At 64.3% G+C, this 20,702-nt stretch carries 18 protein-coding genes and 1 pseudogene; 13 read left to right on the top strand and 6 right to left on the bottom strand.

Features of this window, described 5'->3' with window-relative positions; translation table 11 throughout:
• Positions 1–99 precede the first annotated feature (99 nt).
• From hadA to GO592_RS36415, 4 genes and pseudogenes are all read left to right on the top strand, one after another.
• Positions 100–579, top strand: a complete 480-nt coding sequence (hadA, locus tag GO592_RS36425) for a (3R)-hydroxyacyl-ACP dehydratase subunit HadA (RefSeq protein ID WP_007299988.1) — start codon at positions 100–102, stop codon at positions 577–579.
• Between the two features lie 212 nt (positions 580–791).
• Entirely contained in the window at positions 792–947 is a 156-nt protein-coding gene (locus GO592_RS36420; RefSeq protein ID WP_007296776.1) for a DUF6131 family protein, read from the top strand.
• Between the two features lie 24 nt (positions 948–971).
• Positions 972–1,190 (top strand): annotated as a pseudogene (locus tag GO592_RS46750) (RNB domain-containing ribonuclease); the annotation flags it as partial.
• Between the two features lie 85 nt (positions 1,191–1,275).
• On the top strand, positions 1,276–1,755 hold the full coding sequence (locus GO592_RS36415; RefSeq protein WP_007299989.1) for a hypothetical protein: 480 nt from the start codon (positions 1,276–1,278) through the stop codon (positions 1,753–1,755).
• 190 nt (positions 1,756–1,945) lie between these two features.
• Here the strand turns inward: GO592_RS36415 and GO592_RS36410 are convergent, their stop codons facing one another.
• Positions 1,946–2,170: a DUF5652 family protein gene (locus tag GO592_RS36410; protein ID WP_007299990.1), complete on the bottom strand. Its 225-nt coding sequence runs from the start codon at positions 2,168–2,170 to the stop codon at positions 1,946–1,948.
• A 145-nt stretch (positions 2,171–2,315) separates the two neighbouring features.
• Here GO592_RS36410 and GO592_RS36405 point away from each other — a divergent pair, with 145 nt between their 5' ends.
• From GO592_RS36405 to GO592_RS36395, 3 genes are all read left to right on the top strand, one after another.
• Complete coding sequence (locus GO592_RS36405; RefSeq protein WP_007299991.1) at positions 2,316–2,777, top strand: DinB family protein; 462 nt, start codon at positions 2,316–2,318, stop codon at positions 2,775–2,777.
• A gap of 379 nt (positions 2,778–3,156) precedes the next feature.
• Positions 3,157–3,753 (top strand): hypothetical protein, encoded by a 597-nt coding sequence (locus tag GO592_RS36400; RefSeq protein ID WP_007299992.1) that lies wholly within the window; start codon positions 3,157–3,159, stop codon positions 3,751–3,753.
• 141 nt (positions 3,754–3,894) lie between these two features.
• Complete coding sequence (locus GO592_RS36395; RefSeq protein WP_237720586.1) at positions 3,895–4,092, top strand: hypothetical protein; 198 nt, start codon at positions 3,895–3,897, stop codon at positions 4,090–4,092.
• 275 nt (positions 4,093–4,367) lie between these two features.
• On the opposite strand, the gene GO592_RS36390 is transcribed toward GO592_RS36395, so the two are convergent.
• Positions 4,368–4,643 (bottom strand): LuxR C-terminal-related transcriptional regulator, encoded by a 276-nt coding sequence (locus tag GO592_RS36390; protein WP_007299993.1) that lies wholly within the window; start codon positions 4,641–4,643, stop codon positions 4,368–4,370.
• Positions 4,644–4,908: 265 nt separating this feature from the next.
• Between GO592_RS36390 and GO592_RS36385 the strand changes: the two genes are divergently transcribed.
• Positions 4,909–6,909 (top strand): RNB domain-containing ribonuclease, encoded by a 2,001-nt coding sequence (locus GO592_RS36385; protein WP_011599352.1) that lies wholly within the window; start codon positions 4,909–4,911, stop codon positions 6,907–6,909.
• Positions 6,910–6,953: 44 nt separating this feature from the next.
• Here GO592_RS36385 and GO592_RS36380 read toward each other — a convergent pair whose 3' ends face one another.
• Positions 6,954–7,751, bottom strand: a complete 798-nt coding sequence (locus tag GO592_RS36380) for a hypothetical protein (protein ID WP_007299995.1) — start codon at positions 7,749–7,751, stop codon at positions 6,954–6,956.
• Positions 7,751–9,187 carry a hypothetical protein gene (locus GO592_RS36375; protein ID WP_011599353.1) on the bottom strand — a complete coding sequence of 479 codons (1,437 nt, stop codon included), beginning with the start codon at positions 9,185–9,187 and terminating at the stop codon, positions 7,751–7,753. Before GO592_RS36375 ends, GO592_RS36380 begins: the two co-directional genes overlap by 1 nt.
• Before the next feature lie 148 nt (positions 9,188–9,335).
• Here GO592_RS36375 and GO592_RS36370 point away from each other — a divergent pair, with 148 nt between their 5' ends.
• From GO592_RS36370 to GO592_RS36360, 3 genes are all read left to right on the top strand, one after another.
• A complete protein-coding gene (locus GO592_RS36370) occupies positions 9,336–9,563 on the top strand; it encodes a cold-shock protein (protein ID WP_007299996.1) in 228 nt (75 codons plus the stop codon).
• A gap of 305 nt (positions 9,564–9,868) precedes the next feature.
• Entirely contained in the window at positions 9,869–11,308 is a 1,440-nt protein-coding gene (locus GO592_RS36365) for an ISNCY-like element ISRjo3 family transposase (RefSeq protein ID WP_202715272.1), read from the top strand.
• Positions 11,309–11,460: 152 nt separating this feature from the next.
• Positions 11,461–12,543, top strand: coding sequence for an IS630-like element ISRjo2 family transposase (locus GO592_RS36360; RefSeq protein WP_011599356.1), 1,083 nt, complete (start codon positions 11,461–11,463; stop codon positions 12,541–12,543).
• 37 nt (positions 12,544–12,580) lie between these two features.
• On the opposite strand, the gene GO592_RS36355 is transcribed toward GO592_RS36360, so the two are convergent.
• Complete coding sequence (locus GO592_RS36355; RefSeq protein ID WP_007297325.1) at positions 12,581–13,357, bottom strand: VOC family protein; 777 nt, start codon at positions 13,355–13,357, stop codon at positions 12,581–12,583.
• A gap of 408 nt (positions 13,358–13,765) precedes the next feature.
• The gene (locus GO592_RS46745) at positions 13,766–13,903 is read right to left on the bottom strand and encodes an ABC transporter (protein WP_237720415.1); all 138 of its coding nucleotides are present in this window, start codon (positions 13,901–13,903) and stop codon (positions 13,766–13,768) included.
• 3,751 nt (positions 13,904–17,654) lie between these two features.
• On the opposite strand from GO592_RS46745, the gene GO592_RS36345 reads away from it, so the two are divergent.
• Together GO592_RS36345 and GO592_RS36340 are read left to right on the top strand one after the other, a co-directional pair.
• Positions 17,655–18,962, top strand: coding sequence for an IS256-like element ISRjo4 family transposase (locus tag GO592_RS36345; protein ID WP_011599256.1), 1,308 nt, complete (start codon positions 17,655–17,657; stop codon positions 18,960–18,962).
• Between the two features lie 439 nt (positions 18,963–19,401).
• Complete coding sequence (locus tag GO592_RS36340) at positions 19,402–19,629, top strand: hypothetical protein (protein ID WP_005262432.1); 228 nt, start codon at positions 19,402–19,404, stop codon at positions 19,627–19,629.
• Positions 19,630–20,702 lie beyond the last annotated feature (1,073 nt).

The following is a 20,702-nucleotide window of genomic DNA, read 5'->3' as shown; positions in this document are numbered from 1 at the left end:
CGTGGGCGGTGGGATCCGTTGCCGCACGCATCCATCCGACACGCGCGCCATCCAGGAATGGGAAGGCAGCGCACATACGAACCGGTAGGTTCTCCCTCGGTGGCCACCATCCTCGACGACACCAGGACGACCCGGGCGCAGCGGACGGCGGGCCTGGTCGGTCATCACTACCGGGTCACCGACTTCTACGAGGTCGGCCGCGAGAAGATCCGCGAGTTCGCCGAATCCCTGCAAGACCCCCATCCGGCGTACCGGAGCGAGGACGCCGCCGTCGGCCTGGGCTATGACGGCCTGATCGCCCCGCTCACGTTCGGGTCCATCGTGGCGATGATCGCGCAGCAGCACCTGTTCGGCGAAGTCCTCACCGGCTACGACCCCGCCGAGATCCTGCACACCGATCAACGCCTGCAGTTCCACCGCCCCATCGCGGTGGGCGACCGCCTGATCTGCGACGTCTTTCTCGATTCGTTCCGCCACGCCGCCGGCAACGACATCATGGTCACAAAGACGATCATGCTCGACCAGCACGACACCCCGGTGCAGACGATGTGGACCACCCTGGTCGCCTACAGCCGCTGATCACCCACCGGCCCCTCCTCGTATCCGGCGCCCGCAGGAAGATTGCGTTTCTTGCAGTGACCCGAACAACCATGAGTGACCCCTGCCGGGCATTGGGGTACACCCTCGTCACGGCCAACCCGGCGATCTCGCTGTCGACCATCTGTTTTCCGATTAGGGCGAACGGGTAAACGCGGATGAAGGGCGCGCACCGCGCCGGGACGAGGTTCATCGTGATCATTCTCGGACTGATTCTGCTCGTGATCGGATTCGTGGCGGGCATCTCGATCCTCTGGACCATCGGGATCATCCTGCTGGTCATCGGAGTCATCCTCGCGCTGCTCGGGGCCACCGGCCGCGCCGTCGGTGGCCGCCGTCACTGGTTCTAAAGGTCGAGTAGGCGCCCGCTGCCCATCACGGACATCGTGAATCCGCTGCACCGCCACCTGGCCGCCGCGCAGGTCTTGCTGACCGCTCGCCGCGACGGCGACGCCCTCACGTTCTACGACCTCACCCGCGGCTGGGCGGCCCCGAGGACGAGGCCATCGTGCCGATCGCCGAACCTGCGGACCGTCGCCTACCTCATCGTGCAGGAGCTGATGATCGCCACTGAGGAGGCGGTCGCCCTCTGGTTCCTCCACCGGCACTGGGTCACTCGGACTGAGGCACCACGGAACGGGGTGCAAACGGTTCATGATGATGGGCGTGAGGATCTGGATGCTGGTCGACGTCGAACCCGGAAACGAGCGTCTGCTCGTAGGAGACCAAATCGAAGCCGCGACTGCATGGTGTCGACCGGAGATGCTGCCGGCAGAAGTGGTGAGCTGGGACGTCCCCGTGCAAGTCGAGCGCGTCGCCGCCATCCGCCCCGGCGAATACGACTGGGTAGCCCGCAACAACAATGAACACGTATCCGCGCTGCTCTCGGACTGGAAAGAACCAGAGGGTCCCACCGCGATCTCGGGCTGTCTGATGTACGACAGATACCTGAAATTGTTTCACCACATTGTGCCGACGACGCGGGGCCGCGTTCTTCGCCGCGCCGTTATCACTCGCGAAGGAACCCGCACCCCGAACCCACTCGGGGGTTATTCGGTCGACCCGTCGCGACCGCCTACTTTCACCGAATGCGGGAACGTACCGCCGGACAGGACAGCTACGTGGAACTGCGTCGAACTCGACACGGACGACGAGTAGGTCGTCCAAGCACGATCACCGAAGACTGGACTTCGAATGCTATGTGCAGGGCGGAAGAGAACTACCTCAAGGGCGCAATCAGGCTGCCCGACGCACTTGAATAGTCTGCCGTTCACCGATTACCTAACGGGATGCCGGCCGACGGTCAATGGGATGGTGGAGTGGGTTGCTCTGACGAGTGACATGCATTTCATCCGGCGCGCCCGCGCAACAGATAGATGACCGGCAAAATCCCACCCGAGTTCACCAGGGCGAGTGCGAGTGCCCACAAGGACTTCGAGCCCCGGACGGCCGAACGAGGACGCTGGGCAAGATCAATCAACGTGGCGATCTTCAGGCCCGTCTCGAAGGCGCCGCCAATGAGGAATGCTTGCCGAAGACGTGGATCGAGGTCACCCCAACGCTTCTTGGTCATGGGATCATCGTGCGCCTCATCCCCGACCAGGAGCAAGGCCGATGGCCGGTCGCTGCGCCTCTAGTGCTATGCCCAGCTGAGGGGTTCTCTTTCGGCAGCGGTTACGGCCGAGCGGTCCCCTGCGCGCACTGGCAGGGTGGTGACCATGCAGACTGCCGACAAGGATGTGCTGGACCTGCTCGACCACACTTGGGAACGGTTGTGGAACCGTATGGCTGGACTGACCGATCGGGAGTGGTCGTGGCGGCCGGTTGACGCCGACGACAAGATCACCATTCGCTGGCGGTTGTTTCACATCGCTGAAGTCCTGACCCAATCACGCAACTGGACGTGGCTCGCAGTCACGCCGCCGGAGGCAAAGCTCGATAACGGCGGCGCGGACTGCGCCCAGGATGCCCTGGCCTCGGTGGACTCGGCGTACGCCGCCTTCCGCGAGCTCGTCACCTTCGAATCCGTCGACCTGACCGCGGCGATCGGTCCGGCCGCCGGACCATACGGCTCGGCAACCCGACGGTCGTTTGTCCTGCGCATCGCGGACGAACTGATCCATCATGGCGCCGAGGCCGCGCTCTTGCGCGATCTCTATGCCAGCCGTACGTGTCACTGATCGACCCGAATTGGAACGCTTTGATTCAGATCAGCGTGGCTGTCATGCAGCGGTTGGCTCGCCTGCAGAGGTCCTTTCGTAGTGGTCGGGAGCCTGCATTCCCAGCCTCCTCGACAGCAGTGGCCAGCAGAGCACAACACACCGGATCACGATCCGCTACGGAAACACCTGTCCGCCGGCGCGCTGTAGGCCGAAGTGGCCCCTGGTAGTTCGGCTTGCGGGGAATCGCAAATTGCTGGCCCGTGGACTGGGATGATTGTGAAAATGAGAACCCGCGGAACCGTGCGAAGTTGGGACCGCCAATCGAGATCGGGTGTCGTGGATTCGTCCCAGACCCCGGGTGGCTGTTGGCTACCCTCCGCCGCAATCGAGAGCGAAGATGCCTTCGAATGTCGGCGATCTGATCGACTTCGAGTGGAAGCAATCCGACGCAGAAGCTCCGAAAGACTTGCGGTACCAGGCGACACAGGCGTGGCCTCAACCACAGGTTCCGCGAAAGCCTAGGTGGCAACTTAACCTCAATGCCGACGATGTCAGCGACGCACCTCGCCATTTCGTCGAGGCGTGCCATGCGGTCGGTCGGGACACTCAGTGCTTTACCGAGTTCAACAAGTACAGCTCACTCATGTGGACAATCGAAGACACCACGGACGAGATCCCAGCATGGACGATCGGGCTCAATACCGTCGAGACCCGGGCCAACGGTCCGGACATTCCAAGCGGATTCGGTTTCGGTCTCCCATACGAGACGGACGTCGCGACGGCAACCTCCGTGATTGCCGAGGCAGTTCACGACTGGCTCTCGGGATACGAGTCCGTTCTGTGGCCCGTGTCGAGCCGCAGCCCCTTGCTGCTTTTCGCACCTGAAGTCCGGGATGGGAACGCCGTCTGGATCGACCGCGCTGCCGACTCCGTCACTTGCCTGATCGGTGAGCTCTGCGCGTGGCGTGCCTCAGCTCAGGTGACACAGTCGTAAAGCAGAGGTGCGCCGTCGAACGCCTGTCGGAGTACCGGATGATGATCGTTGACCGGTCGGCGACCCCCGAAGCGCCCGATACAGTCACGGGGATGGATCAATTGATGGGCGCCTATCCAGCGGGCCAGGTTGGGTCTTCCGGTGGACTCTGACAGTCACGCCGACGTCTCCGGCGGCGACCAGACCGACGATCTCCTCGCCAGGGCGGTGGCCGAGGCCCTCACGGCGGGCATGTCGTGGGCCCAGATCGCCGCGCAGCTCGGCGTTCCACCCCCCAGTCGCCCGCGGCCACGCCGCCGTGACCGATCACGACTGGCAGGAAGCAATAGTCGCCCATGAGAATGCCCGGGCAGCACGGCTCAATAACCAAACCTTGCCCCGGCGATCCGAGACACCCTGAGAACCCGAGAGGCTGCTAACACCACGCAGCCGGTCGATCCGCACGCCGAACAGGCGGAACCAGTCACGGAACACCCGTCGCTGCCCGCCGCCCGCGGTCGTCGCGGAATAAGCGCCAGGCTGAGAGTGCCCGGCAACGGCCACTGGACAAGGTCGACAGGTCGGCCCTTTGCAGTGCTCGCGCCCTATTGAAGCATGGACGTGGACCAGTCGCGTCAGAGCTCAGCGAGAGACACCAGCCCATCCTGCAGCGCCCGGATCAACAATCCAGATTTGTCGGCAACGGGGCGGCCTGCGGCAGCGTACTTCGCTCGGATCCGGATCAGGTGGGTGTTGATCGTGCCCAGGCTGATTCCCAGGTCGGATGCGGCAACAGTCTTCGATTCACTCCGCAGCCACAGGCGGAGGATCTCCAGCTCGCGCGGCGTCAACGTGGGCCGCCGTTGTTGTTCCCCGACAGCGTTGGGCGTGGGGTCAGGAACAGAAGTCATACCGATCTCACCTTTTCGAGCCGCAGCGCTTGCCGCAAGACGCACACTGCGTGATTCGATTCTGCTCACCAGCCGGATGGGTCGGCACGCAGGCCGACGACACCGGGTGGTGTCCGTTTTGTCCGTTGTTCACCGCGGTGAACAAACCGTACCTGAATCCGGTTTTGAGGATGCGTGGGCGATGTTGCAAGGGCGCGTCGCTGACGGTGCCCGGTGAAGATTGGTTATCGTCGGAGGCCTGTAGAACCAAGGGGGTGCGGCGACCATGACATCTTCGACAGTCACCGACATGTCGACGCTGCTGATGATCGACTCGGTGTCGGCGCGGGACCGGGACGACGCCTTCTCCGTCATCCCCCTCCCCGACGGCCGCGGGTGGGCGATCGAAGTTCATATCGCCGGCGTCGCCGACGTCGTAGAACTGGGGTCGGTCGCTGACGAGCAGGCGTTCCTGCGGGCGGAAACCCGATATCTGCGCGGCCGCACCATTCCGATGCTCGGTGAGACAGCCGAGCAGGCTGCCACCCTGACCGCCGATTCCCGGCGCAGCAGTCTGCGGGTCACCGGCACCCTCACCACCGACGGGCAGTTGGTCGACGTCACCGTCGGTCGCGGAGAGATTCCGTTGGGCCGGTGTGTGGCGGTCGATCACGCCGAGGTCCCCGGGATTCTCACCGACCCGGCCAATTCGCTGCACCCTCAGTTGGTCGCGGCGGATGCGGCAGCGCAAGTCTTGCTCGGCGCCCGCCGCGACGGCGGGGCGCTGGCGTTCTACGACCTCACCCGCGGCTGGGCGGCCAATGAGGACGGCGCCATCGTGGCGATCGCCGCCGAACTGCGGACCGTCGCCTACGTCATCGTGCAGGAGCTGATGATCGCGACCAACGAGGCAGTGGCGTTGTGGTGTGTGGAGCAGGGTTTGCCGATCCTGTTCCGCAACCACCGCACCAACCCGGTCTCCGGCAGCACCGACGAACTGATGCACGAGATCGCCGCCGCGGCCGGGGACCCGGACCTGTTCGCGAAACTGCGAGGACGACTGCTGTCGACGCTGCGGGCCGCGACCTACGACCGGACGGTGCACGGCCACTACGGTCTCCGGTTGAGTGCCTACACCCATGTCACCTCCCCGTTGCGGCGGGTGGCCGACCTGATCAACCAGCGGATCATCTTCGCGCACCTCGACCACTCCCCCGCCCCCTACACCGGCGAGCAACTCGCTGCCCTCGGCGCGGACCTGAACCGGCGCACCCGCGCCGCCCGGGAGGCGAAGAAGAATCACTTCAAACACGCCGACCACCGCATCGTCGCCGAGCAGGCGGCCACCGCCGATCTCAACGCACTGGACAGTCGTCGATTCCACAAGGTCCTCAAAGCCGAAGCCAATGGACCGCTTCGGGCCGAACTCGCCGCCGAGCTCGCCCGCCGTGTCGACGCCGAGCTGATGACAGCCCCGGACGTCGCGGTCCTGATCGACGCCGCCGACCCGACCTGGCTTCCCCTTCAGCTCCGCGTCCTGGACACCCTCGCCGACACCCATCCGGAGATGGGTCCCAGCGTGGCGTCGGTGTGGCGGCAAGCCCACCCCGATCAACCGCCCACCGATCTCGAGATCCGGCGCAACGGTGCCGACCACAATCCACTGTTCGCGGCCCGCGCCACCCACCGCAGCATTCGCGGACCGTGGGCCACGGCGGCTGCGAAGAAGCCGGCCGAACAGGCCGCCATCTGGGCGGCAGTGCGCGCGCAGCTGACCGGCACCGACCGCCCCGACACGGAACCGGACTGGCCCGCCACCGAGCCATCCCCGCAGCCCACGACTCCCCCACAGGCGTTTGAGGATCCCGGTCCCGCTCCATCTGCGGAACCGTACTGTACGACCGCGCCGGTCGCCCTGAATCTGGACGGGGCGAAGAAGTCCAAGGCTCTGTCCAACCCCATCGCCTGGTTAATGAGTCTCGCTCAGAACAACAATCAGGCTCCGCCCGAGTGGGGGTTCCACACCGATGGGCCCGCGCACGCACCCCGGTTCACCGCCACCGTGCGCCTCGGCGGCTACACCGCCACCGCCGACGCGACCACGAAAACCGCGGCGAAGACCGCATCGGCCACCGCGCTGATCGAGGCACTCTTCACGCAGCGCAGAAGACGACAGGTGTCTGTCGAAGGGTTTCCTGCTGTCCTATCCCACCGAGCTTCTGGTATTGCGAGGAACGCTAATCGAGATAGCAGGGCTTCCGTAACAGCACCGATTCCGCGATGTTGACCTGCGGAAACGACTTGCCCGCCCGTGGTTCGGTCCGGCTGAGATCAGATCCAGTCGATGTGGACGGATTCGATGTGGTCGAAGTGGAATCCGAACTGGTCGCTGTACTTGTCGAAACCCTTGTTCTCCGGGTAGTCGAGGGTGGCGTGCCGCTCGAGCAGTGCCACGACCCGGGCGTGATCGTCATTCGCCAGCGCGGCAGCCAGTTCGCGGGATTCCTCATTGGTGAACGGGGTGTCGGAGTTCGCGAAATCCAGTGTCCGGACCCGGTAGTCGTAGCCCTCGTCGGCGCCGTTGCGGACCATGACGCCGCCCTTGACGCGGATGACCGCTCTTTTCGGTGTTCCGTCGGGCCGCAACACTCCGGCGCGTTTCATGATGTCCTGCGCCTTGACGTTCTTGAGTTTCTTGCTGGCGTCGGCACGCAACTCGTTCGTTTCCCCGGACCGGTATCGGGAGACGGCGGAGCGGGACCGGCCGATCTTCGCGGCCACCGCGTCGATGCCGCCGAGGCGTTCGATCGCCGCACGCCGTTGGGCTCGCTCGAGGACGTCGGCGTGTGGGATCCGGCCTTGTTGCGTCCACCGGCGCAACGTCCGCGCGGAGGGGGGTGTGCGGCCGGCGTCGATCGCGGCCTGCCGTAGGCCCTCGTTGCCGAGTTCCTTGCGTAGTTGTTTGACCGAGACCTTGCTGGTCAGGCCGGCCAGCCCCCCACTTTTGACCTGTTTTGATTTTTCGACACCGCTGGTCGCGGCGTTGGCGACCGAGACCTTGAGTCCGTCGAGACCGACCGCCTGCTGCGCCGGCTTCGTGGTGCGCGGCTTGGGAAGATGCAGGGCCATCAGAGTGCCCCCTCCCCTTCGTCGGCGGCGAACTCGTCGTCGGCGAATGCCGCCCTGATCGCCAGATTCACCTCGTGCACATCCTGAGCCGATGCCAACGCGGACAGGAGTGGTTCCGTGAGCAGTGTGTCCTTCTCCACCGACATCTTCCCTAACGCCTCACTCGGGTCGGCGATGTCCTCGCCGTCGGCGAGGAGGTACACCCAGGAGTCGGTGACGGTGCGGACCGGCCAGCGGCCGTGTTCGCAGGCGATCCGCATCGCCACCCGGCGGCCGCGCCACCGGCAGTGCGCGATGATCGCCGCCCGCCAGAGCGGTTGGTGGTGATGTTGCATCTGCTTGGCAGTCCACATGTCCGGGTTGACCATTCGCCCGATGTAGCCCTTGTAGCAGGAGCCGAGGAACCGTTTCGTCGCCACGTCCTCGGTGTCCACCGAGACCTTGCGGGCCTCGCGCAGGATCTTCGCCCACTTGTCCAACACCCGGCCCTGCTGCGGGTACACCCAGGCCTCGGTGATGTCCAGGTCGTCGAGGTCGGCGCCGATCCCCCCATCCGCGACCGGTGCGCACAACCCGTCGAGGCTCACGGAGGTGACCCACGTCTGCACCGGCTGGTCCGCCAGCATGTGTGGGTGCGGCAGGGGCAGCTTCTCGGGCAGCGACAACGTTTGCCCCGCGGGCAGGGTGATCCGCCACAGCCCGAACGGGGCACCCTTGTCCCCCGCAGCGGCCGCGGCCGCGGCGTCCCCGGTCAGATGTGTGGGTTGTCCGTATCCGAATTCGAGCATCCCTGCCGAGGCCAGGTAGGCGGCGCGTTGGTCGATGGACACCAACCGGCTCGTCCCCTCGAGGTCCTGTTCGTCGGGGACGCGGGTCCAACCCACGGCGGGTTCGAGGTCACCGCGCGGGGCGCCGTCCAGCGGCGGGACCGGGCCGGCGGTCGCCACCACCAGGCCCTTGCCCGAGCGGGTGCGTTCGCGCTTGATCTTGTCGACGATCGCGGCGCCGGTGCGCGCGGGGGTCGGCCCCGGGAGTACGCCGAGGTGTTTCGCGGACCACGCCAACCGTCGGCCGAGTTCACGGGCGGCCGGTAGGTCGTCGTCGGGGAGATACGTTCCGGCGGTGGGCGAGCCGAGGATCCCCGTCTCGCCGACCCGGTTGTTCCAGCCGAAGTCCTTGTTCCAATACGTCCACACGTACGGCTCGATGACCACATCGACCATCGAGGTGAACTTGCCGATGCTGCGGGACAGGTGCACCACATGCCCTGGATCGCCGCGCAATTCCCACCCCGCGCTCAGCATCGGCGTCAGGGTGGCCTGCAACACCCCGGTCAGTTCGGCGGCGGCGCGGGTGCGCAGCGCCTCCATATCGTCGAAGTCGTCTTCGCTGCCCGGATCGATCACCCACCCCAACGTCAGGCCTCTGAGAACCACGGGGATTGGGCATCGCGAGTTGTCCTTTCCGCGTTGAGGTGTGCCGACCAGACCGCTAGGTCATCGGCCTCGGTCGCTACAGAGCAACATCCGCTCAAGGCCATTAAACCACGTGCTCGCATCTTTGCTCGCAACGATGCATGCAACAATGCAAGCAACGAGCGGAGAGCCAACCTGTGGATCTACTTCCACATCCCCGAGACCTGGAAACGGCGAGAAGGGTTTCGGGTTCACCGCCCCCGACGGCGGCGTCTTCGTCCACTTCTCCGAGATCGCGGGCCGCGGCTTCAAGACCCTGGACGAGGGACAACACATGGAATATGAGGTCAGCCAGGGGCAGAAAGGCGTGCAGGCCGAGAACGCGCAGACCACCTAAGCACCGCACACCGACGGGCAGGATCCGCCTCGTTGTCCGGTGTGCGGCGCGCGGGGAAACATACAGTGGTAAGGCGGGGCCCGGGCGGCGACGAGGAGCGCAGGGGCAACCCGCCCGCCATCCGGTGACGACCACGACGTTTCAGAGCCATTGAACCCGGATGCTGACGTTACGACCGCCACCGAGGTGCCCGGCCGAATAGCTACTTCGACCTGAAAAAGTCGGGGTGTGGCGGTACGTGATCAGCCAGTCCTGAACCGGAACAATGGCCTCAACCCGTTGGGCTAGAAGGGATCGAGGCCATCGTGTTCCGTACCGTAGGCGATCAACCGTCGTTGTTCGAGTCGGTGCTGCCGCAGGAGTTGCTGCGGCTTCCCGCGGAGCTCGAGCGAGTGGATGCGCTGTTGGATGATCCAGCGTTCTTCGCACCGTTCGTTCCGTACTTCGACCCGCGGATCGGTCGTCCGTCGACGCCGATGGAGACCTACCTGCGGCTGATGTTCCTCAAGTTCCGCTACCGGCTCGGCTACGAAAGCCTGTGCCGCGAGGTGAGCGACTCGATCACCTGGCGCCGGTTCTGCCGGATCCCCTTGGACGGGTCGGTGCCGCACCCGACGACGTTGATGAAGCTGACCACCCGCTGTGGCGCGGCGGCGGTGGACGGGCTGAACGAGGCGCTGCTGGCCAAGGCCACCGAGGCCAAGGTGCTGCGCACCACCACGTTGCGGGCCGACACCACCGTGGTGCCCAGCAACGTGTCCTACCCCACCGACTCCGGTTTGCTGGCCAAGGCAATCCGACGGATCGCGGCCACCGGCAAGCGGATCCAGGCCGCCGGTAGAGCGACACGCACCACGGTCCGGGACCGATCCCGTGCAGCGGGCAAGCGGGCGCACGCGATCGGTTTCAAGCTGCGGTCGCGCAGCGCCGCCGGCCGAGACGAGGCCCTGGCGGCGGTCCGGCGCACCACCGGGGAGCTGGCCGACCTGGCCGAGACCGCCGCCACCGATGCCGAACGGCTGCTGACCAACGCGAAACACGCGCTGCGCCGGGCACGCACCAAGGCCACAGCCCGGAAGGCCCAGGGCGAGCACGACGGGGCCGCGGGCCGCCGGCGCGGACGCCTGGCCCGCGCCATCGACGACCTCGAGGACCTGGTCACCGCCACCCGGCAGATCACCGCGCAGACCCGACAGCGGCTGGCCGGGCAGACCCCGGACGGAGCCACCCGGCGAGTCAGCCTGCACGACCCCGACGCCCGGCCCATCGCCAAGGGACGGCTCGGCAAACCGGTCGAGTTCGGCCACAAGACCCAGCTCGTCGAAGGCGACGACGGCGTGATCGTGGACCACAACGTCGAACGCGGCAACCCGGCCGACGCACCCCAATTGGCACCAGCCGTGGATCGGGTCCGCACACGCGCCGGCCGGCCACCCCGCACGGTCACCGCCGACCGCGGCTACGGCGAGAAAGCCGTCGAAGACGACCTACGCGACCTCGGCGTGCGCCACGTCGTCATCCCCCGCAAGGGCAAACCCTCAGCTGACCGGCGAGCCGAGGAACACCGCCCAGCGTTCCGACGAACAATCAAGTGGCGCACCGGAGTCGAAGGCAGAATCAGCGCCCTCAAACGTGGATATGGCTGGGACCGCACCCGCATCGACAGCACCGAAGGCGCCCAGATCTGGGTCGGCCACGGGGTCCTGGCGCACAACCTGGTCAAGATCAGCACCCTGGCAGCGTGAAAGGACGCGGATCGGGGGGACTTGCGGCCAACCCAATCCCGACCGGCCGAGAGCGGCCGAATCATGCTCACCGGGGCGCCTCGTTTTTCAGGTCGAAGTAGCTAGTGGTGTGTCTCGCAAATAATTCTGGTTCTCTTCGATAGAATCCCTATATGAGGCATCCGGTACCCGCCTTGGAGATTTCCGATGGGCAGCGCGTTTTGCTTGAGTCGTTGGCGCGGTCGCAGTCGGGTGCACACCGTGAGGTGGTGCGGGCTAAGGCACTGTTGATGGCGTCCGAGGGTGTGGCCAACACGGCTATCGCGCAGGCGTTGTCGGTATCGCCGGGCTCGGTGGCGAACTGGCGGGTGCGGTTCGCCGAGGACGGCATGGCGCGGTTGGGCGAGGTGCGCAAGGGTCGTGGTCGCAAGCCCTCGATCCCGCAAGAGAAGATCGATGAGATCGTGGACCTGACGCAGAACTACCGCCCGAAAGGCGAGACTCATTGGAGTTGCCGGACGATGGCCGAGGTGGTCGGGGTCTCGAAGGACACCGTCCAGCGGGTGTGGTCCGCTCGCGGACTCAAGCCGCACCGGGTCGAGACGTTCAAGCTGTCGAACGATCCACGATTCGAGGACAAACTCGTCGACGTCGTCGGTCTGTATCTGAACCCGCCCGAGCGGGCGATCGTGTTGTGCGCGGACGAGAAGTCGTCGGTGCAAGCCCTCGACCGGACCCAGGCCTCGCTCCCGATGATCAAGGGCCGCGGCGAGACGATGACCCACGACTACAAGCGTCACGGCACCACCACCTTGTTCGCCGCCCTCGACGTCCTCACCGGCACGGTGATCGGCCAGTGCCTGCCGCGCCACCGCCATCAGGAGTTCCTGAGATTTCTGCGCACCATTGACCGCGAGGTGCCCAAGGACTTGGAAATCCACCTGATCCTGGACAACTACGCCACCCACAAGCACGAGAAGGTCCGGGCCTGGCTCGACAAGCATCCCCGGTTCCACCTGCACTTCACTCCCACCTCCTCCTCGTGGCTTAATCTCGTCGAACGTTGGTTCCGAGAGCTGACCGATAAAGCTCTGCGGCGCGGGGTATTTCACTCCGTACCGCACCTCATCGCCTCGATCGAGGAATACCTCGACGCCCACAACGAAAACCCCCGACCGTACGAATGGACCGCGACCGCCGAATCCATCCTCGCCAAGGTCGCGCGCGGCCGCGTCGCACTGGAAAAGATCAACTAAATCCGAGACACACCACTAGTCTCCGGACCGGACCCCTCTACCCCTGCCCACCCGGCAGCGGGGAACCCACCGTGAACGTCGCACCGAACGGATCGGCGACATCCGCGGTCCGCCCGTACGGCATGTCCGTCGGATCGTCCGCGGTACCCCCGTTCGCCCGCGCGGCGGCGACGACCGCGTCGGTATCGACGACCTGAAAGAGCGTGCCCCAGGAGGACGCGGAGGCGGCCGGGTCGCCCACGATGCCACCGATCTCGTGCCCGTCCGGTCTGCGCAGAAAGGTGAAGTCCACGCCGGGCAGGTCGTCGTTCCCGTCCAGGGTGAAGTCGAACACCGCCGCGTAGAAGTCCCGCGCCGGGCCGGGATTCGGGGTCACCAAGTCGTTGCGTAACAACGTGTTCGGCTCGTTCACGAGCTCGCAGCCGACGTGTGCCCGACCCTGCCACAGGCCGAACTGCGCCCCGGACGGATCCCGCACCATCGCCATCCGACCCTGGTCGGCGATGTCCTTCGGCTCCATCAGCAGCGTGCCGCCCGCGGCGGCGGACCGAGCGACCGTCGCATCGAGATCGTCGGTCGCCAGGTAGACGTTCCACCAGAACTCGGTGGCGTTCTCGTCGGGATTCGGCATCAGCGCGGCGACCTTGTTGCCGCCGAGCAGACACATCGTGTACCGCCCGTACTCCTCGGGACCGACGTCGAATTCCCAACCGAAGACCGACCCGTAGAAGGTCATCGCCCGGTCGAGATCCGGGATGCCCAGGTCGATCCAGGTGGGGGTGCCGAGTGGTTGATTCGTCGTGACCGCGCTCATCGCTGCTCCTCAGCTGTCGGGTACCCACTCGACGCTAGCCCGCGACACCGACATTCGACGGCAGAGCCATGGGATTCGCTGTCCGCTCCGCGAACCCCCTCTGTAATCGACAGGACGAAAGTCCGCAGGCGCAGCGCGGCAGATGCCTGGGTTCACCTCGCCAGGGTGTCCTTCCGGTCACCGAGAGCGGGGTACCGGGTAATAAGTCGGTCGGCCATCCGACGCGCCTCGAACGGTTGCCCCTGCTGCGCCGGAATATCCGCCCGAGAGACGTTCGGCCGGGACGTACTCAGCGTCGCCCGGTGTTTGTCTGCCGCGCGTTGCGGCGTCGGCGGTCAGCGTCTTCCGGTGCGCCACCCCCGAGGTGTATGGCTGCTCGGCATGCTCACGCTGGGCATCGCACACATGTCACCGGGCGGGGTCGACGTTCAGGCACAAGCGGGGCCAATGTGCGAGATCGGTGAGCATCTGCTGGTCATGGGTAGCCACAAGGACCGCGGCCGGGGTGTCCGACAGTGCGGCGGTGAGATTGTCGACCAGGGACACCGACCGTTGGTTCGTGGGTTCGTCGCAGATGAGCAGCACGGGGCGGGAGGCGAAACTGCATGGCGAGATGGAGTCTGCGCTGCTGCCCCTGTGAGAGCCTCCCCACCGGGGTCTGTCGTGATTGCTTCTCCAGCAGGGCGGTCGCCGCCAAGGGTAGGGGTTTCACATTGTCGTGAAGCTCGAGGCTTCCGATGTGGTGGTCATAGAGCTCCTGCGCGGTCGGTCGGGATCCCACGCCGGGACTTCCTGCCCGACGAAGGCGACCCCGGCAGCGGCGGCACGATGGTCGATGCTGCCGGTGGAGGGGTCCAGGACACCGGCGAGGTCGTACCGATAGGCGGGCGCTGAACGCCTCACGGCAACCTGAGCGTTCGGGCGTGCACTGTTAGTTGAGTAGGCGTAACACACCGTCTGGACTCCGATCCCGCGGATATACAAGTGCAGCCTTCGCGTTTGCCGCAAGAAAGTGAGCGTGTCGTACGCCACACTTTTGGGACACAGGTGGTCGGCGTCATACGATCTGTTCCGCACCGGCTGATCCCATGTGCAGGTTGTCGGTGTCCCGCCCGTCAGCTGGACCCTAGTAGCTGGTTGGGTTCGCATTGCGCAACCGATACTCGACTGCTGGTGTAGCGGCCCCGCCGTCCGCCAGCTCCGGCGGGGTTTCGCAGTCTTGTCCTCACCCTATGGCGATGCCAGCCCGGCTACTCGAAGTGGAGGGCGCTCAGCGAGCGACCAGGAACGGGACCTGGTGGCGATGTGTGACAATAGCTTTGGGACTCTATACGTTTGTGCACTGAAGACACCTATCGGTGCCGTGGCTACGCCCCGACTCCACCGCTGGTCGGCTGCACTCATCACGAATCGGCTATCTCTAGTCCAGGGTGAGAGTTCCGCCCGGCGGTAGTAGGACTTGTCCTGCACCACAATCAGCCGTCTCAACGTGTGCAGGTTTCGTACTGCACAACGTTATTCGACGCATCCCTTCGGGTTCGGCACCTGTTACCAGCGGGTAACAACGAAAGCTGCTTGATGTATGGCGATTCGTGAGTGTCTCGAATGCTGATGAGTGATACCTGACCAATGGAATACACTCTCTGTCGCCGATCCGCGGCGGCCTCGAGGGCTGACACTTCCTCACCCTGCACTCAAGCGGCGGGGCAACCTCGAATCGTCACCCCTTTGAACATCACTCGGACAAAGCGCCGGAGTGAACCCATCTGCCACTGTCCCCCGCCGGTCGGGGATACCGGGTGGCCGATAGCCGACCATCTCGGTGACCACAGTGGGTACGCCAACAGATCCGGCCAAACGTCATTTCGCCGCATTTCGCTGGCCGTGCGCATCAGATACCAAGGGTGCATGTTGTTCTCATCTCCCGTACGGATAGACCGAAGGGTTTCGAGCGCGCCGCCCCGCGCTGTGTCAGCTCCAATGTGACTCTGAAGCCTCGCGCTGACGAGCGAGAGCTAGCCTCCAACTACATCCACCAGTGGAACGACCCTCCTCTGATTGACGTAAGGCGTGCACCTACTCAAGGGGTGAGGCTCCCACGTGCCCGACGAATCTTGCTGGGGCAACATCGTGGGACGAGTTGCACCCCCAATGGCCACCCCCGCAATAACACTGACCCGGCGGTGCAGTTGGCCACCTATATCGCCGCCCGGCGCCCCGGACTTGGGTGATGCACGGTGCATCACCTACTTCCGAGTGATGCACCGTGCATCACCCTTCCCATTCCCCCTTCGATGCCGTCATTCTCATCGACGGTATGGGTCTCCCGCACGATCTCGCGAATGTCGTCAAAGCATGTGCGGCAGCCCGGCTCGCCCCCCGTAGTGAGGCGGCATCCACCCTGACTCCAATTGGTCATCTCCGCTCGGGCATTGCCGAATCCTTATGCGGCCAGAGTTCGTCGGGTGGGTGCGCACAACGCCGCGGCTGCGGATAGTCCTCTTCGTGCCGATGATCTGGTGGCCGCCGGGCAGGCGGACAGGGCAGAACTCGGAATCCTCCAGCGCGCCGACTGATCACAGTACGGTGGTCGATCTCGGCGCGGACGAATCCTCTTGCTTCATCAGACGAAAGTGTCAGTTGCGTTTGCGCGCTCGGTGGGCCCCGAGATCCGGTACAGCACTGGCGACAGTCGCCGCACCGATTGCTCGCCGCCATCAATCCCACGTTCCCCAGACGCACGGCGTTGCAGACGACCTTGGTGCCGAGATCTCAGCCTCTCGGGATATGCGACACCGAGGCTCCGAAGCGGTGATCGCAGTTGCTGGCTCCACCCTTGACCATCAACCATCGAGGGCAGCTTTTGCACCTCAATGTCCGCGAGTTGGAGCGGACCTCACCTTGCTACGACCTGTGGTGATGCACGGTGCATCACCGGTTTCCGTGTGTGATGCACCCTGCATCACACGGCGCGGGTTACAGATTAGCGGGGCCATGAGGTAAGCGCTTCAGATCGTCGGCTCATGAAACGTCATGCCCGTGTGTGACATCTCCACTGCATCCGTTGCGTGTACACAAATGGGTCGATGCTCGCACGATTTAGCTACAGACGCATGAACCTTTTGGGTCTGAACGCGACATCAGACTTTCGGCAATGGCCGTTCCGCGCGACTACCTACCTACGTAGCGAGTGCTGTGAGTGTGAGATCCGGTGCTCGTACCATTATGAGGGGGGTGTGAGAGATTCCGGCAACGTGAACCTCTCGGTTTGCGAAGTGGAATCCATCAATCTCCGGGTCGTTGGCACGCGCGCTCCCCTCCGGCCAATGACACCCCACATGTTCTCGCAGGCCTCCTGGGGCGGCACGGCCCCTCGGCGCCGCGTTGTGGCGTGTTCAACACCAACGCAGGGTTGATGGGGATGAAATTGGTCGGTCGCGGAGGTAGTCACGAGACCCTGAAGGCGATGTGCGGTGCTTCTCGAAATGCCGTCGGGTTCGGACGTTGAGAGGTTCCAGATCCGGTGCATCTCGTGTTCGGATTCCAGCAAACTTGTGAGCGTGGATTTGCCTGGCTTCGCCGTAGCTGGCGCAGCCCATGTAGTCCGGCGCAGATTCCGATTCATTTCGTTTTTCGATGGCGGCTCGATCGACGCGATTGGCAATTGGGTCGACTGCTTCCTTGATGTTGATCTTTGTGTCGACTTTTGTGCCCTCTTGGTATGCGCGGGAACCCTGAATGGTGACCGTGTGTATGACCAAAGACGGATATTGCTGGTCCCATCGGCATCCAGATACTCCGCTGGTCTCCGCAAAGTTCGGCTACAGACGCCGGCGAACCCTCTCGGGAGTCTTGTGGTGGCGGGTGAGATGTCGTTCTTTTGGAGTCGGTTCCCTCGCTGGTTGCTCCTGTCACGGCGGAGCGGAGGTGTTGGCTGTGCGCAATGCAGGTGGTCGTGCGCCCATTGCCCCAGGTGTATGAGGAACCCGCTCTTGCGGTCTGGGCGTCGGGGTCTCGGGTTCAGCCGGTCCGTCAACGTGCAGTCGCCGCCCTAGGGCTGTGCCGCAGAACTGAAGCCGATCAATGTTCTAGCGCGTCGGATGCTCCTGGACGCTTCGACCTGCAGTTTTCCGATATAGGTCAACTGTCATCTGGACTTTGCTATATCTGGCCGCAGTGCGAGGAATGCTCAGAACCTGTGGATCCCGGGAGGGCGTACCTTCCCGGAAGATGATCTACGAAGTTCACAGGAATCTGATCAAGACCAGCGCGCCAACGCTGGCGGGAAGGTACGCCCGTGCTCACGGTAGTACACGACGACGACCGCTCCAACGACGACGTCGGGCGGTCGATGCTCGACGAGATCGTCCGCGATGGTGCGCGGCAGATGCTGGCGGCCGCGCTGCAGGCGGAGGTGGCCGCCTATATCGAGCAGTTCGCTGATCAGGTCGACGAGAACGGTCGCCGCCTGGTGGTCCGCAACGGCTACCATCACGAACGCGATGTGCTGACCGCCGCGGGCGCGGTCACCGTGAAGGTTCCCAGAGTGAACGATAAGCGCGTCGACCCGGACACCGGCGAGCGACAGCGGTTTTCGTCCGCGATCCTGCCGGCCTGGGTACGTAAGTCCCCGCAGATGAACGAGGTGCTGCCGCTGCTGTACCTGCACGGGCTCTCCACCAGCGACTTCGGGCCGGCGCTCGAGCAGTTCCTCGGATCCGGTGCCGGACTGTCGGCGGCCTCGATCACCCGGTTGACATCCCAGTGGCAGGACGAGGCCAAGGCCTTCCAGGATCGGGACCTCTCGGGCACCGACTTCGTCTATCTGTGGGTCGACGGCATCCACCTCAAGGTGAGGCTTGAGCAGGAAAAACTGTGCCTGCTGGTGATGATCGGTGTCCGTGCGGACGGACGCAAGGAGCTCGTCGCCCTCACCGACGGGTACCGCGAGTCCACCGAGTCGTGGGCTGACCTGTTGCGCAGCTGCCGACGCCGCGGCATGACCGCCCCAGTTCTGGCGGTCGGTGACGGCGCGCTGGGGTTCTGGCGGGCGTTGCGGGAGGTGTTCCCGGAAACCCGGGAGCAGCGATGCTGGTTCCATAAGCAGGCCAACGTTCTTGCTGCGCTGCCGAAGTCGGCGCATCCGGGTGCGCTCGCGGCGATGAAGGAAATTTACAACGCCGAGGACATCGACAAAGCGCAAGTGGCGATCAAGGCCTTCGAACTCGACTACGGCGCGAAGTATCCGAAGGCGGTGAAGAAGATCACCGACGACATGGATGTGCTGCTCGAGTTCTACAAGTATCCGGCTGAGCACTGGGTGCATCTACGCACGACAAATCCCATCGAATCCACTTTCGCCACAGTGCGACTCCGGACCAAGGTCACCAAGGGTCCCGGGTCCCGTGCGGCGGGACTTGCCATGGCCTACAAGCTGATCGACGCCGCCCAGGCTCGCTGGCGGGCGGTCAACGCACCACATCTGGTCGCGCTCGTTCGTGCCGGCGCGGTGTTCCACACGGGCAAGCTACTTGAGCGACCCACCGCCATCAGCCCCAACGCCGGGGCGGTCGAGCCCGCAAGCACCGGAGCGGAGGTTGCCTGAAACTCCCTCATCCACAGGTATTGACAATATCTCCCGCAGTGCGGATGAACTTCCCTAAGGCATTGAATCCCTCCGATCGGCCCGGGTGCGGTCTTCTTGTGAAGCGACGCAGATGAGTGATCGGACAGGTCAGACAGAGGGGTCTCCGACGGGCTCGCTCTCTGATTGTGAAGCTTCTCCCCATCCCGCTTCTCGCGGTGTAACTCTATGTCTCACATAGATTTTGATTCATCACGTGACGTTTCTGGGGTGGTGTGATTGCCTACGCAGATTGCGTTTCGTTTGATCAAATATTTTTGCCGAATGCCGGCGGTCGTTCGCATACGATTCGGAGCCAGATTCGTGGCCGGAGGAGGCTCTCTGGGGCACTTTTCGAGTTTTATTTAACTCGGCGTGTCGCTGCGCGGTTTAGTTAAACCCAAAGAGCAGGATTTAAGGCATGACAACTCGGAAAAGTCGGGGCGGGCGCCCAGCCCGCGACGTCGCCGTTCGCCATATCGGGGTTGAGTTCCCCGCGGAGATCGCCGATCGGATTCTCGCGCCGGTTGACGATGGTCGGGTCAAGACAATCACCGATCGAATGATCGCGCTTGTTCAGCTGGCACTCGAGAACGAGCCAGCGATTCCGGCGCAAGCCAGACAGGAAGAGTTGCCAATGACGGGCTGAACAGAGCCCAGAAAAGGCGAAACCCCCCTTCGCTCGCCAGCTCCGGGGGTTCCGCTCGTCGTACAAACCACCACGCAAGGGAGGAGGTCTGCCTTCTATGAGTATAGAACGCGCGATTCGTCGTGCGCACGCGACACGGCGTGATATTGGTGTTCGCGACCTCTCATTTTTACGCCAACGTGACGATTCCGTATGCGCTGACCTCATGTCGCCGGCTCTTCCGGCGTTCACGCATCCCGTGAGGAGGTGCCCACTCCACTAGCAAAAACGTCGGTGGGTCCCACCCTCTACGGATGAGACCCACCGAACATATCTGGCCGTTCCAACACGACCGCTCCTGTGATTGGCAGTCCCGCGAGCAGTCGTGTCGATACCGTGCGCTCTTGTCAGGGTAAGCCATGTCCCGCTGGTGATGCCAGCGACTCACGGCAACATCTTGGTGAAGGGCGCGTGAAAGGCGCGTCATGCACCCCGGATCCGCCGCGAATGCGGCCGAATTCTTCGACAACCATGTTCCGATTACCCCGGTCGGTGAGGTTTCTTCTACCGATGACACCGAGTGGGATGCTCTGGTTTCGGCCGCTGTCGAGCGAGTCAATCGTGTCGAACGGCTCAACGCCGAGAGCGATCAGCGAGGCCGTTCGTGGTCGTTACCCGTAGATCCTGGCCGGCAGGCTTCGACTCCAGCATGGACCGGGCGCGGTGCCTGGCAGCGCCAGGTCCGCGAAGTGTTGAACTCCCCCACAGGGCGAGGAGTGTGCCGATGGTTCAAGGTCAGCACTGAGTTCGTATTTGCCGTAGCTGTGACGATGGCCTCGTTCGCTGAGCGGTCAACGGGCCGTCGTGTGTGCGCCTCCAGAGAGACGATCGCACACCGCAGCGGAGTCAGTGTGTCGGTTGTGAAACGCGCGAGAAGGGCACTTCACACGCTCTCGGTAGCTCGCGAGATGGTGCGTGGGAGGTACTTGAGAGCTGAAGAATCACACGCTGCGGAATCCCATCATGGGCGGATTCAACGCCGTGCAGCGTCAGTGTGGGCGCTGACATCACCGAAATCCCTCGTCGTCGCGGCA

The organism is Rhodococcus sp. 21391 (assembly GCF_016772255.1).
Lineage (GTDB): Bacteria > Actinomycetota > Actinomycetes > Mycobacteriales > Mycobacteriaceae > Rhodococcus_F > Rhodococcus_F opacus.
Note: the sequence above shows the minus strand (reverse complement) of the source record. Positions and strands in the feature narration are given on the sequence as shown.